Source organism: Streptomyces sp. NPDC057565, from assembly GCF_042801455.1.
In the GTDB taxonomy this organism is placed as follows: Bacteria; Actinomycetota; Actinomycetes; order Streptomycetales; family Streptomycetaceae; genus Streptomyces; species Streptomyces yanii.
Genome location: NZ_JBHVFU010000020.1, coordinates 1 through 13522 on the forward strand (window position 1 = coordinate 1; position 13522 = coordinate 13522).

General features: G+C 68.3%; 12 protein-coding genes and 1 rRNA gene. 2 read left to right on the plus strand and 11 right to left on the minus strand.

Annotation, left to right across the window (positions count from 1 at the left end; genetic code table 11):
• Positions 1 to 74: ribosomal RNA gene (gene rrf, locus ACFU8W_RS28665) — 5S ribosomal RNA — on the plus strand; the annotation flags it as partial.
• Between the two features lie 48 nt (positions 75 to 122).
• Here rrf and ACFU8W_RS28670 read toward each other — a convergent pair.
• On the minus strand, positions 123 to 293 hold the full coding sequence (locus ACFU8W_RS28670; RefSeq protein WP_384042996.1) for a hypothetical protein: 171 nt from the start codon (positions 291 to 293) through the stop codon (positions 123 to 125).
• Between the two features lie 89 nt (positions 294 to 382).
• Between ACFU8W_RS28670 and ACFU8W_RS28675 the strand changes: the two genes are divergently transcribed.
• The gene (locus ACFU8W_RS28675; protein ID WP_384043001.1) at positions 383 to 943 is read left to right on the plus strand and encodes a GNAT family N-acetyltransferase; all 561 of its coding nucleotides are present in this window, start codon (positions 383 to 385) and stop codon (positions 941 to 943) included.
• A gap of 98 nt (positions 944 to 1041) precedes the next feature.
• Here the strand turns inward: ACFU8W_RS28675 and ACFU8W_RS28680 are convergent, their stop codons facing one another.
• The 10 genes from ACFU8W_RS28680 to ACFU8W_RS28725 all read right to left on the minus strand — a co-directional run bounded on the left by ACFU8W_RS28680 (position 1042) and on the right by ACFU8W_RS28725 (position 13268).
• Positions 1042 to 2568: a type IV secretory system conjugative DNA transfer family protein gene (locus ACFU8W_RS28680; RefSeq protein ID WP_384043003.1), complete on the minus strand. Its 1527-nt coding sequence runs from the start codon at positions 2566 to 2568 to the stop codon at positions 1042 to 1044.
• Between the two features lies 1 nt (position 2569).
• Positions 2570 to 3988, minus strand: coding sequence for an ATP-binding protein (locus ACFU8W_RS28685; RefSeq protein ID WP_327245198.1), 1419 nt, complete (start codon positions 3986 to 3988; stop codon positions 2570 to 2572).
• Between the two features lie 19 nt (positions 3989 to 4007).
• Positions 4008 to 5558: an SCO6880 family protein gene (locus ACFU8W_RS28690; protein WP_384043007.1), complete on the minus strand. Its 1551-nt coding sequence runs from the start codon at positions 5556 to 5558 to the stop codon at positions 4008 to 4010.
• Positions 5555 to 6925 carry a hypothetical protein gene (locus ACFU8W_RS28695; RefSeq protein ID WP_384043010.1) on the minus strand — a complete coding sequence of 457 codons (1371 nt, stop codon included), beginning with the start codon at positions 6923 to 6925 and terminating at the stop codon, positions 5555 to 5557. Before ACFU8W_RS28695 ends, ACFU8W_RS28690 begins: the two co-directional genes overlap by 4 nt.
• Positions 6915 to 7793 (minus strand): hypothetical protein, encoded by an 879-nt coding sequence (locus ACFU8W_RS28700; RefSeq protein WP_384043013.1) that lies wholly within the window; start codon positions 7791 to 7793, stop codon positions 6915 to 6917. Before ACFU8W_RS28700 ends, ACFU8W_RS28695 begins: the two co-directional genes overlap by 11 nt.
• 187 nt (positions 7794 to 7980) lie before the next feature.
• The gene (locus tag ACFU8W_RS28705) at positions 7981 to 8295 is read right to left on the minus strand and encodes a hypothetical protein (protein ID WP_030924923.1); all 315 of its coding nucleotides are present in this window, start codon (positions 8293 to 8295) and stop codon (positions 7981 to 7983) included.
• A gap of 303 nt (positions 8296 to 8598) precedes the next feature.
• Positions 8599 to 9255, minus strand: a complete 657-nt coding sequence (locus tag ACFU8W_RS28710; protein WP_384043015.1) for a DUF402 domain-containing protein — start codon at positions 9253 to 9255, stop codon at positions 8599 to 8601.
• Positions 9256 to 9510: 255 nt separating this feature from the next.
• The gene (locus ACFU8W_RS28715) at positions 9511 to 10002 is read right to left on the minus strand and encodes a GNAT family N-acetyltransferase (RefSeq protein WP_384043018.1); all 492 of its coding nucleotides are present in this window, start codon (positions 10000 to 10002) and stop codon (positions 9511 to 9513) included.
• A 176-nt stretch (positions 10003 to 10178) separates the two neighbouring features.
• On the minus strand, positions 10179 to 11243 hold the full coding sequence (locus ACFU8W_RS28720; protein ID WP_384043021.1) for a type III polyketide synthase: 1065 nt from the start codon (positions 11241 to 11243) through the stop codon (positions 10179 to 10181).
• A gap of 819 nt (positions 11244 to 12062) precedes the next feature.
• A complete protein-coding gene (locus ACFU8W_RS28725) occupies positions 12063 to 13268 on the minus strand; it encodes a cytochrome P450 (protein ID WP_384043023.1) in 1206 nt (401 codons plus the stop codon).
• Positions 13269 to 13522 lie beyond the last annotated feature (254 nt).

Genomic DNA, 13522 nt, shown 5'->3' on the forward strand with positions numbered 1-13522 from the left:
ACCCGGAAGCTAAGCCTTTCAGCGCCGATGGTACTGCAGGGGGGACCCTGTGGGAGAGTAGGACGCCGCCGAACAATTATTCCGGGAAAGCCCCGCACCTCTGGTGTGGGGCTTTTCTGCGTTCACGGGGCCGCGAATTCGGTTCCCGTCCTGAAGACCAGCCAGGCAGCGGAGACAAGTTCGCCGTCTGCTTCGGCGACCAGGACGGTGATGTCGTCCGGGGCAGCGGCGACCCGGCCCGCCAGGTCGTCCCCGATCATGCTCAGGTCCTGGCCCCAGATCACCGACTCCATCGCCGCTATGCGGAGACAGTACGAGCTGGTGCGGGCCCGGGAGCACGAATTCGATTGCTCGGGGACGGGAAGCCGGACAGGATCGGTGTATGGACTATGTGATTCGCCCTGTACGCGCCGAGGAATGGACGCTGGTCAAGGACATACGGCTCGCCGCCCTGCAGGATCCCGCGGCTCCTGTGGCGTTTCTGGAGACGTACGAGCAGGGGGCGGCTCAGCCCGACGACTTCTGGCAGGGGCGCGCAGCCGGTGGGGCGGAGTCCAGTGGCGACGAGACACGTCAGTTCATCGCCGAGGCCCCCGACGGGAGTTGGGCCGGCACGATCAGCGTGCTCATCGAGCGACCGGACGGGGACCTGCGGTTCGGTGCGCCCGCCAAGGTTCACCAGGCCCATGTGGTCGGGGTCTATGTGCGGCCCGAGGCACGGGGCAGTGGGCTGACCGACCAGTTGTTCCGGGCCGGGGTCGACTGGGCGTGGTCGCTGGGCGAGCCGCGGATCGAGCGGGTGCGTCTCTACGTCCACGAGAACAACCCGCGGGCCAGTGCGTTCTACCGCCGGTTCGGTTTCGTACCGACCGGGGAGACCATCGTCGAGCCGGACGACCCGAGGGTGCTGGACCTGGAGTACGAGATCGTCCGTCCGCTCTGATGGCTTGCCGCACCGGCTCGGCCGGCTGTCGCCCGGAGCGGCTGGGCTTTCCGGCGGCCTCGATACCCGTCACGTAACTCCTAGTGCCGTGAGGGGCACTAGAGCGGGGACGACCAGCGGGCCCGGGCCTGTTCCTTCGAGCGGAGCAGGACGAGCGTCGGCAGGCCCTGGTCCTGGCCGGTCGACAGCAGTTCAGGGAGTTGGGGGAATGGCGCCACAGCCGCGACGTCGTCGAGGATCAAGGCCATTGGTGGGTCGAGCCGGCCGTCGGTTGACCGTGCGGCCAAGCGGCGGCCGCGCTCGACCACGTGTGAGGCGAGGGCGGTGAGGAGGGGCATCGCGCCGGGTGCGGAGCGAGGATCCTCGATGGGTTCACCGACCACATAGAGCGTGCCCCCTTCGCCCGCAAAAGATTCCAGTACCAGCGAATCGGCCCGGTTCGGTGTGCAGGCCTCGCGGATGTGGACCGAGGAGAGCGCGGCGAACGCCCGTACCGTCAGCTCCTGGGCCATCTCCCGGCGTTCGAGGTGACCGGTGAGCGCGGACTCCAGCAGGCCGGCGAGTCCGGAGGCCGCCTTGGGATGGGTACGGAGCAGGCGTACGGGTTCGTGGGCGCTGCCGCTGAGGGCCCAGCGGTGGACCTGGCGGAACGGGCGACCGTCTATGGCGGCGGCGTGCAGCCAGCACTGGAGCAGGGTCTCCGCGGTCTCGGCCGTCATCGCGTCGATACGGGCCTGCGGCCGGACCGGGGCGAGGAGCGCGGCGGCGCGAGCGGCTGCCGTATCGGGCTGTTCGCATCCGGCGGTGGGGGACCAGTGGAGGCGGGCCGGGGTGTCGCAGAGGTGGCCGGGGTCGTAGACGAGGACCGGGCCGAGTTTGGCGCGGGCGTCCTTGGTCTCCGCCCAGACGGTGGGGTCCGAGGTGATGACGAGGGCGGGTCCGTCCGCCTCCCGGATGGCCTGGACGACCGTGGGCCGGCGGGTGGCGGCCGAACCGTAGACGACGAGAGGTGTGCGAGGGGAAGGAACGGCCGGCGCGAGGAGAGCGGGCGCGGGGCCCTCGGCGGATTCGTCCGGTGCCGGGGTGGCTGCGACAGCGGGGGTGGGTGTGGGGACAGGCGCGGGCTCAGGTGCGGGGACGGAAACTTCCACCCCTGCGGGCTCCTCGCGCCTCGCGTGCGCCGTGCGTCTCGCGTCGCTCTCCTCGTCCCGCGCTTCGACGGTCGCTGCGAAGCGCTCTTCGCGGCGTTCTTCCCGCCGACGTGCTCGTACCGCGCGCCAGCGGGCCACCACGCCCATCACGAACACTGTCAGCACCATGAGCACCATGAGTTCGCCTATGAACAGGCCCCAGAACAGCCCGTACCCGGAGAGCTCGTCCGCCGGTGTGTCGGGCCAGGCTGCCGGGATGTCGTGCGGGGACGCCGCCAGCCGACGCATGGCAAGCGGCGTCTCGGTGAAGGTGACGCCCTTCGGCCACGCGCCGTGCGTGAACAGTCCGGACAGACCGGTGGCCGTCCAGGCCAGGAGGGCCAGCCCGAGTAGGAAGCCCAGCAGGCCGACCAGCAGACCGTCCGGGATGCCGCCAGTGCTCGGACCGGTCTGCTGCTCTGTACGCCCTGCCATGTCATGCCACCGTTGACTCGGACGACTCGTTCAGTCGTTGCTGGTGCTCGATGCGTGCCGCGCGCTGTTCGGTCTCCAGCTCTGCGGCCCGTACGTCCTCCGGCAGCAGATCGACTGCGGACGACTCGGTCATCGCACGGTCGGTGAAGACCAGTGGCCGTTCCGCCTCGGTGATCAGGTGTTTGACGACCTGTACGTTCCCGTTGACGTCCCATACCGCGATGCCGGGGGTGAGGGTGGGGATGATCTCGACCGCCCAGCGGGGCAGGCCGAGTACGCGCCCGGTCGCTCTGGCCTCGTCGGCCTTCTGTGCGTAGATCGTCCGGGTCGACGCCATCTTGAGGATCGCCGCCGCCTCGCGTGCCGCGGCCCCGTCGACCACGTCGCTGAGGTGGTGGACCACGGCGACGAACGACAGCCCCAGCCGCCGGCCGAACTTCAGCAGCCGCTGGAAGAGCTGGGCGACGAACGGTGAATTGATGATGTGCCAGGCCTCTTCGACCAGGAAGATGCGCTTCTTCCGGTCGGGCCTGATCCAGGTGTGTTCCAGCCAGACGCCGACGATCGCCATCAGGATCGGCATCGCGATCGAGTTCCGGTCGATGTGCGAGAGGTCGAAGACGATCAGGGGCGCGTCCAGGTCGATGCCGGCGGAGGTCGGGCCGTCGAACATGCCGCGCAGGTCACCGTCGACGAGCCGGTCCAGGACGAGGGCGACGTCGAGGCCCCAGGCGCGCACGTCGTCTATGTCGACGTTCATCGCCTCGGCGGACTCGGGTTCCGGGTGGCGCAGTTGCTCGACGATGTCGGTCAGTACGGGTTGCCGCTCGTTGATCGTCTGGTTGACGTAGGCGTGCGCGACCTTCAGCGCGAAGCCGGACCGCTCGTCGAGGCCGTGGCCCATCGCGACTTCGATGATCGTACGGAGCAGGGCGAGCTGGCCCGTCGTGGTGATCGACGGGTCCAGCGGGTTGAGCCGGATGCCGCCGTTCAGGGCCGCGGTCGGGTCGAGACGGATGGGGGTGAGGCCGAGCTCCTGGGCGATGAGATTCCACTCGCCGACGCCGTCCTCGCCCTGGGCGTCGAGGACGACGACCTGGCGGTCGCGGAAGCGGAGCTGACGGAGCACGTACGTCTTCTCCAGCGCGGACTTGCCGTTGCCCGACTCGCCGAGCACCAACCAGTGCGGGGCGGGGAGCTGCTGCCCGTACAGCTGGAAGGGGTCGTAGATGTACCCCTTGCCGGAGTACACCTCGCGGCCGATGATCACGCCGGAGTCGCCGAGACCGGGCGCGGCGGTGGGCAGGTACACCGCCTGGGCCTGGCCGGTGGAGGTACGCACGGGCAGTCTGGTCGTCTCCACCTTCCCGAAGAGGAAGGAGGTGAAGGCATCCGACAACGCGGACAGCGGATCTCGCATGGCGTGACTGCCCTCTCGGTTAGCGACGGATGCCGGTGGCGAACGGCAGGGTGTTCACAAAGGCGCGGTGGTGCTCGCGGTCGCACCACTCCAGCTTCAGGTACGACTTGCCGGCCGAGGCCCGGATCGTCCGCTTGTCACGGGCGAGGGACTCGGGTGATCGCGACGACACGGTGATGTACCCCACGAGGTTCACTCCGGCCGCGCCGCTCGCGAGATCTTCACCCCGCTGGTCGAGCCTGCCGTGGGCGGCGATGTCACGCGGGTCGACGGTCCGGTTCATCTTGGCCTGGCGGCTCGCCTCGGCCTCGTCGTTCGTCTTCTCCGTGAGCATCCGCTCGATGGCGACCTCGGTCGGTTCGAGGTCCATGCAGACCGCGACCGTACGGATGACGTCCGGGGTGTGGACGAGGAGCGGGGCGAGGAAGTTGACGCCGACGGGCGTCATCGGCCACTCCTTCACCCACGCCGTGGCGTGGCACCAGGGTGCACGTGTCGCCGACTCACGGGTCTTGGCCTGCAGATACGTCGGCTCGACCGCATCCAGTTCGGCGGGCCAGGCGTTGCGCTTCGTCATCGCCTGGATGTGGTCGATGGGGTGGTCGGGGTCGTACATCGAGTGCACGAGGGAGGCGAGCCGGCTCTGGCCGAGCGGCTGACGCACCCGGATGTCGGCTTCGGCGAGGCGGGCGCAGATGTCGGTCAGTTCGCGCGCCATGACGACGGCGAGCCCCGCGTCCCGGTCGAGCTTGCGGCCTGCCTGGGGGCGGGCGGCGCGGGCCATGGCGTTCGCCTCGGCGGCCAGCTCGCGGTTGAAGTGCATGCACGCGACGAGGTAGGCGCGGTGCTGTTCGCTGGAGGTGGAGACCATCGACTGGAGCTGGTCGTACGACTCCTGCAGCCAGCCCGGGGCCGCCTTGTCGCCCCGCTGGGCGACGTCCTTCGCGTGAGCGTCGGGGTCGGCGGGCAGGGTGCGGGCCAGCATCTGGATGCGGGTCACGAAGCCGTCGCCGTTGGCCACGTGCTTGAGCAGCGTGCCGAACCGGTCGACCAGCGCCTCCTGGTCCTCGCTGTCGCGGAGTCCGACGCCGGGACCCTCGATCTCGATCGCCGCGGTGACGGTGCGGCGGTCGGCGTGCAGCAGTACGGCGATCTCGTCCGGGCCGAAGGGGGCGGAGAGCCAGTTGATCCGGCCGATGCCGGGGGGCGGCCCGACCTCGACCTCGCGGCCGTCGCCCCGTACGCCCGCTTCCATGGCGGAGGAACGGTAGGTGGCGCCGCGGCGCACGGACCGCCTGAAGCTGCGGTTGATCTCGAACCATTTGTAGAAGGTGCGGTGCTTGTACGGGACGTACACGATCGCCAGCGCCAGCAGCGGGAAGCCCGTGAGCAGCACGATCCGCAGGGACAGGACGGGGACGATCAGCCCGCTCATCATGCCGAGGAACGCGCCGACGATGATCAGCGCGATCTCGCCGGTTTCGCGGTTCTTGCCGACGATCGCGTTCGGCCTGGCCCGGCCGATGAGATACGTACGGCGGGGCGCGACCGGATGGGACTGGGTCGTCAACGCCCTCCACCTCCTGTGCTGTTGTTACCTGCATTGCCTGTACCGCCGCCCCGGCTGGTGCGGCTGCTGTGCGGGGTGCCGGAGGTGGGGCCCGATCCGCTGCGGGGCGGAGGTGCGGCGGAGGGGACAGATCCGCCGCCGACCCCGCTCCCGCCGGTGTTGCGGGAGCTGTGCGCGGCCACACCGCCGCTGACCGGGTTGGCGGGCCTGCCGCCGCTGTTGCCGCCGCCCTGTCCGCCGTCGCCGCCGCTCCGGCTGCTGTGGGTCTTGATGCCCTGGGAGACGAGGGCGGCGGGGGAGCTGATCAGGGCTGCGGCCTGGGCGCCGTCGGTGGCCTGCTTGCGGTTGGTACGGGCGCCCTGGATCTCGTCGCCGAAGCCTGGGACGAAGCGGTAGATCATCGCCGAGGCGAAGATTGCCAGGAGGATGATGGCGAGCCCGGAGACGACGGCGGAGAACGCGTTCGGTCCCCCGTCGGAGGAGAGTGCGCCGGCCAGCCCGAGCACGATGACGATGACCGGCTTCACCATGATCACCGCGATCATGATGCCCGCCCAGCGGCGGACATGGCCCCACATGTTCTTGTCGACGAGCCCCGAGTAGACGACGACGCCGAGCAGCGCGCCGACGTAGAGCAGGGCGGCCCGGATCACGAGCTCCAGCCAGAGCACGCCCGCGGCGAGGATCGACACGAGCGAGACGACGATCAGCATGATCGGCCCGCCGCCGATGTCGGAACCCTTGCTCAGCGCCTCGGCGAAGGAACCGAAGAAGACATCGGTCTGCCCGCCGGAGGACGACGCGATGACGTCGGTGACCCCGTCGGTCGCCGACACGACCGTGTAGAGGACGAGCGGCGTGAACGCGGACGCGAGGACGGTCAGCCAGAGGAACCCGACAGCCTCGGAGATCGCGGTGGCCACCGGAACGCCACGGATGGCGCGCTTGGCGACGGCGAGCAGCCAGAGGACGAGGGTGAGCACGGTGGAGGCGGCGAAGATGACCGCGTACTGCTGGAGGAACTTGGGGTTGGTGAAGTCGACGTTCGCGGTGCCTTTGACTGCGTCGCTGAGCTTGCCGACGATCCAGGCCGCGGCGTCGGCGCAGCCGCGGGCGAGGGAGGAGAGGGGGTCGAGGGCGTTGGCGGCGTCGTCGGGGGAGGTGGTTTTGGGGCTGCCGGCGTCGCCGTTTTCGCAGTAGCTCCTAGCCGGGCCCCGGATCAGATCGCAAGCGTTGTTGCTCTTGCTCGGTGACGGGCTGGGCGAGGGCGCAGCGAAGGCGCGACCTGCCAGGAGCACGACGGCGACCTGCAGGCCCGTTGCCACAGCAGCCAGTGAGAGGGCTCGGTGAGATTGTTTACCGGGCATACGTGAACCCTCCGAACTGTTCCACGGCATCAGCCATCTCCTGGGCGGGGGAGGCAGCCTGGTCACGGCCGACAGGGACGGGGCCATCCTTCTGCGTAAAGTCGGTGACCTTCCATTCGCCAGCGATCCACGCCAACTCGAAGGTGTTGGTGAACCAGCTTTCGGACACCGGGTTCTTGGAACCTTCACCAGCCAGCCCGAAAAGGGCCGAGTACCAAACGGCGACACTTGCGGTGTCGCCGCCGAACTTCACGACCTTGGTACCAACTGGGTTGGAGCGCGAGATGAACGTCATGCCGCTCGGGGCAGTGCCGTCCGCGTTGAGTCCGATGCTGGTGAGGAATGCCTCGCCGGAGTACACCTTGTCCAAGTCGCCCTGACGGGCCGCGGCGACGTCAGGTGCGTATACGGCGTTCACGATCTGGCGGCGATGAGTCGAATCGAACATCTCGGCGGATCCGAGCGCCACCGAGTAGTTCGCGGCCGCGCTCTGCGCACCCTGTTCGTCGTGGGCGAATCCCGAAGGAATCGAGCCGTTCTTCCCCGTCACCGGCTTCGTGCCCGTCGCAGCGGTAGGCGCCGAGCCCGCCTTGCTGCCGCCGCCGCGCCCTTCCGACGCCCCGCCGTCGTTCCCGCCCCCGCCCATGTTCGCGAACGCGATAGCCGCGATGAGGAGGACGACCACGCCGACCACCATGACCAGGGACCGTGAACTGCGGGCCGGCCGACGGGAGCCGCCGTACCCGTCGCCGCCCTCGCCGTCGGGGAATCGTGTACGGGTCTGGCGCGTTCCGCCAAGGGTGCTGTATCCATCGTCCGTACGGCCTGTGCCCGAGTCGCTGTAGCCGTGATCGTCGCCGGCACTCATGCTGCGTAGGCCCCCTCAACCATGTGCGATTCCGCGTAGTACGACGGTAGCCGTGCTGGTTCTCGCGCGGACGCGGTGTTATGACTCGACATCAGGGAGACGCAACCTCTGCCGGTGGGCACGACGGACGGATGGGGTGGAAGCGGAAAGGAGGCGGCGGCAGCCTTCCGGGCAGGCTGACGGACGGCTAGATGGCCATCCCGTAGACGATGGTGAACAGGGTTCCCAGTGATCCAATGATGAACACACCGGTCAGACCGGCAACGATCAGGCCCTTGCCCTGTTCCGCGCTGAACGTGTCGCGCAACGCCGTCGCGCCGATGCGCTGCTTGGCTGCTCCCCAGATGGCGATGCCGAAGCAGAGCAGGATGGCAACGGCCATGACGACCTCGATCATCACTTTGGCTTCGTCGCCCAGGGCTCCGAACGGCCCCCACTTGGGAGCGATGCCGTTGATGATGGTGCTGATGCCGCCCTTATCAGTGTCAGCTGCCAGGACCATGTAAGTCACCGCCCCTGTTGGGTAGTTCACTGCCCCTGCCACGTGGCACGGGTCGCTCTCTATCTTCGCTGATGAATCCGCCCAGGTGGGACGACTTGGCGCCTCTCTTTCATGGGATCTCGCACGTTTGACCGGTCCGACCGCCCTGACCTGCGGATCGAATCGTTGTGTGACCACATATGTATGGTTACTCTGTGTATCACGGGTGGTGACTCTGGGCAATCATTGCCATCTCGCCACCCTGGCCGAAGCCCGCCTCCGGTCCCTTCTCGCGCCCATCGGGGCAGGCGGGTTGAGGGCCAGTCAGAGGACGGAGCGACGGGGGCCCGGCGGGCGAGGCGGAGTCGTCCAGGTCTTCGGTGGCCGGAAGTCGCACCAGGAGCCGTCGAAGGGAAAGGTTCCGGCCTCGACCAGCCGCGCGACTCTGGTGCCCTCGGCGCGGATGGCGGCCGCTTCATCGGCCGACCAGTAGACGGGGTGGCCGGTCTTCTCGGCGAAGGACTCCTCGTCTTTCCACTGCCAGGACCGGTCCGGTGCGACGTTGATGTCGAGCTCGTGGTCGGCGATGTCGATGTCGTCGCCGTGGTGGACGCGGCGCTCCAGATTCACGTACCAACCACGGAACTTTCCCCTGCGGCCGAAGAGCCACAGCACGGAATGTGCGGCACCGGTGGGCTGATAGAAGAGGGCGCTGCCCATCGGCCACCGATCGGGGACCACCGGATATCCGGTGGCGGGTCGGTCGTCCGGGGCGATGTCCCGGAGATGTGCGCCTCCGGGGAGGTCTGTGCGCCACATGGGCGCACCCGTCTCCATCCATATCAGCTGGCCCTCGTCGGTGCGGTCGACGAGGCGTACGGGCACCGATGCGCTCAAGTGGCCGCCGATGAAGAAGTTCCAGTGCAGAATCCGGCCCGGTACGTCGTCCGTGGTGTTGATCAAGCGCGCGAGACGGTTCATGGATCAATCCTTGCTGCCGGGACCCGATGGTGGGGATGTGGTCATTTGTTCCCGGTCAGGAGCAAGTTCAATGCGCGGAGAGGGGCGTGACGTAGCGAAAGCCTGTCGGTGGGACGGGCGGCAAACAGTGAGGAGCAGGCCGGCTCGTGCCGTCCGACAGGAGCGCGAGCGGTCAGGCCGGGGTGACCGGGCCCTCGCCGACTAGCTCCGCGAAGTGGCGCCCTGAGTCGTTGCGTCCGTCACGGGGCGGTGTCTTCAAGCACTTCCCCCCAGATCCCGTACGAAGCGAAGGCCCGGGCGGCCGCCCAGCCGGACCTCGCCGGTGGGTATGAATCCGGTGCGGGCCAGTACGGCTCGTGACCCGGCGTTGTCGAGGGTCGTGACGGCCCGCAGCGTCGTCAGACCGTACTCCGCTGCGGCACGGGCGCAGATCTCACGGACGGCGGCCGTGGCCAGTCCTTGTCCGGCGCTCTTCTCGGCGATCCGGTATCCGAGTTCGGCCGAACCGTCCGCCACGTCGACCAGGTTGACCCGCCCGACCACCGCACCGCCGGCGTCCACCAGCACATGGAAGAAGTGCAGCCCTGAAGCCTGTTCCGCGAGCAGGTCGTGATGGCGCGCATCGAAGTGGGCGAAGTAGTCGTCGCCACGATCGGGAATCGACGCGGCGAAATAGGTTCGGTTCTCCTGCTCGAACGCAAGAAGAGCCGGGGCATGGTCGACACGAAGACGCTGCAGTTCAGCCATGCAGGGATCGTACTGAGCCGAATGCGCGATGTTACGCACGTGGCGGTGGGCGTCAGATGTTACTGCCCCCGGTCCTCAAGCTGCGGAGGGCGCTTGAGGACCGGGGGGTCGGGACGGTGTGGTTGCGGGGCTTCCAGGTCGGGTTGCCGGGCGCACACACCGTGCTGGTGTGAGGCTCAGCCCACTGCCTCGGGCTCCGAGGTCCACGTTCCCAAGGAGATCTCGGCGGTGATGCCCGGTCCGAAGCCGGCCATGATGCCGCGCTGGCCGTGCAGGGTCGACGCCTCATCGAACATGCGGGACAGGGCGTCGAGTACCACCGCGCTGGCGATGTTGCCGTACTCGGTGAGCGTGGCCCGGCTGAAGCGGAATGCTTCGGGCGGCACATCGAGGAAGCGGCTCAGGTCGTCCAGGATGCGCGGACCGCCGGCGTGGATGATGTAGAAGTCCAGCTTGCTGGCGTTCCACTGGTGCTGATCCGCGAGGGCGCTCAGGGCCGGGGCAAGCGGCTCCATGGTTCCGGGCACGCGCTTGTCGAGCTGGAAGTGGAAGCCCGTGGACCGGACCGCGTAGGAGATCCATCGTTCGGTGTCCGGGATGATGTACGACCCGTTGCGTTCCAGACGGACTCCGGTGCCGCCTTTGCCCCGTACCACGGCGGCGGCGATCCCGTCGCCGAACAATCCGTTGGACAGCAGGGACCCCACGCCCAGATCGGTGGGCTGGTAGCACAGCGAGCAGAACTCGCAAGCGATGACGAGCACGTTGGCGTCGGGGTACGCCGTGCAGAAGTCGTGGGCCCGGTTGACGGCTGCGCCGCCCGCTGCACAGCCCAGCTGGGCGATCGGCATCTGCCGCGTCTGCGGCCGGAAGCCCATCGTGTTGATGAGCCACGCGGTCGGCGGAGGCATCATGAAGCCGGTGCAGGAGACGTAGATGATCAAGTCGATCTGCGACGGCTCGAGTTCCGCCTGGTCCAGTGCCTGGCGGACAACAGCCGGGACGCGGGCCTTGGTCTGCGCTTCGTAGACTTCGCTGCGCGCATCGAACCCCGGGTGCTGCAGCACCTTTTCGATCGGCTGGATCAGGTGTCGTTTCTGAACCCCGGTGTGTTCGATCAGACGCAGGACCAGATCGAGCTGCGGATGGTCACCGTGCAGCCGTTGTGCCAGTTCGAGGGTTTCGTCGTTGGTGATGACGTACTCGGGAACTGCGATTGCGGGCTTGCAGAGTACCGCCATGGATCTCCTCCTAGCGGACGATGAACCACACGGCCGAGCCCTGACCGGATGCGGGGGCAGGTGTCGGCCGACGGTTGCCACTGCGGCACCGTGCGTGGAGCGGCGCGCGACAGACCTTTTGGTTGTGGCGCCGAATTCCATGCCCCTGGGATGGGCATGGACGGGCCGATCGACGAATGCGCTGAATTCTCACCGTATGGGCAGATGAATTTCGGTCGCACCTGATCGGCCCTGGAGATCACGCTACGACAGGCGGATGAGGGCCGCACGTCGGACGGAACGCGCTGTGCGGGAGCCCCGGATTGTCCTGGGATTTTGCCCCCTGAGGGCCAATACGGCACCGCTGACCACCTTGTTTGTCCTCGGCCACGGCGGGCGGACCGCCGTGGCCGGCCCTGCCCGGCGCGTGCACGACCGGCCTGCCGAGGGGCCGCCCCACGCCGGGAGACGCACGGCTGCGGGCGACGGTCACCGATCCCGTGGACCGGTGATCACCGGGTGGAGCGGGCCGCCTCGTGCCGTCGCACGGTGCGAGCCACGAAGCCGGGCGCGGGACGCCCTGCTGCCCGGACGGCATCGATTCACCCGCTCGGCGGCGCCCGGGCTGCGCGCCGCGGCCCGGGCTCTCTCGCGCGATGGCCGGACCCGGGTCGGAGCGCGGTGGGTCTCCAAGGGCGCCGCCTCAGCGGTGGCCCTGACCTGCAGCGAAGGGCAACCGCGACGCGACATCACGCAAAGATCAGCAGTAGAGGACCTCGCAAAATGGGCGCCCGGCTCGCGGCGTCCATTTTGCGAGGTCCTCTTACTGGGGTATCGACGTCACCAGGCGACGGGCAGCGCAAGCGGATAGCGCCAGATCGACGTCTTGTTCCAGGCCACTTCCTCGGCCGGCTTTGCCAGCCGAAGGTCGGGGAAGCGTTTCAGAAGGGTTCCGAGTGCGACGTGGAGCTCCGTGGCGGCGAGCGGGGCGCCGAGGCAGTGGTGGCCGCCCCAGCCGAAGGTCATGTGGGACGGACCTGTGCGTTCCAGGTCCAGCTCGTCAGGCCGGTCGAACTTCCGGCCGTCCCGGTTGGCCGTCAGGTAGGAGACGTGCACGATGTCTCCCGCTCGGATCTTCACCCCGCTCAGTTCCACGTCCTCGGTGGCGACGCGGGGAATGCCGACGCCCTTGCGGAAGGGGATGAAGCGCAGCAGTTCCTCGATGGCCTGCGGGAGCATCTCGGGCCGGGCGCGCAGCATGGCCAGCTCCTTGGGGCGAGTGAGCAGGGTGTATGCGATGTTCCCGATCTCGTACGTGGTGGTGTCCTGGCCGGTGATGAGCAGGACCATGGCCATGACGGTCAGTTCTTGATCGTTGAGGAGCTCGTCCCCGTCGCGGGCGGCGGCCAGCGCGCTGATCAGGTCATCGCCCGGGTTCTGGCGCCGGTGCGCCGTCAGCTTCGCGAAGTAGGCGCGGAGGTCGGCCTTGGCGCGGACCGCGTTCTCCCGGTTGTCGATACCGACGTCCATCATGGTCCGCGCGTGGGCGCGCAGTTGCGCGTCGTCGCCCTCGGGGATGTCGAGGACCTCGCAGATGGTGGTCAGGGGCAGGGGGGCCGCGAGGTGCTCGAAGAGGTCGGCGGGGGAACCGTGCTCCTCCATCCGGTCCAGCAGCTCATCGACGACATGCTGGGTACGGACCCGCATGCGCTCCATGTGGCGCGGCGCGAAGCCCTTGGAGATCAGGCTGCGCAGGCGGCTGCTGGCCGGCGGGTCCATCACATTGATCGCCTCGTCCTGAACGATGGGTTCAGGGGTCATCCGCGGAAAGTTTCGGCCGATGATGGCGCTGCGGCTGAATCGCCGGTCGGTGGTCACCGTGCGTACGTCGTCGTAGCCGGTGACGAGCCATGCTTCCCCGTCGCCGTGGGGCAGCTGGATGCGGGAAACGGGTGCTTCGTTCTGCAGCTGCTTGAGCAGCGGATCGAATTCGAGGGCCTCGGCATAGTCGAATGGACAGTTCCGCGGCGTGGAGACTGGTTCCATACGGAGCTCCAGAAATCGGATCTGACGGATGATTCGTAACGTACTGGGATGAACAGGTCATCGGTACCCGATCGTCTTCCGAGGCACGCACCGCTCCTGGGCAATTGGGCCATTGGAATTGACCGCCCCGGTGATGCGGAAGGCTCTGGCCCGCGGAAGGGGCGGGGCGTGCCGGTGCCGCGCGAATGGTGCGCCGTCGGCGCCGAGGACGCCCAAGGACCCGGGAGCGGGTACCCGAGGGCAACCCGCTCCCC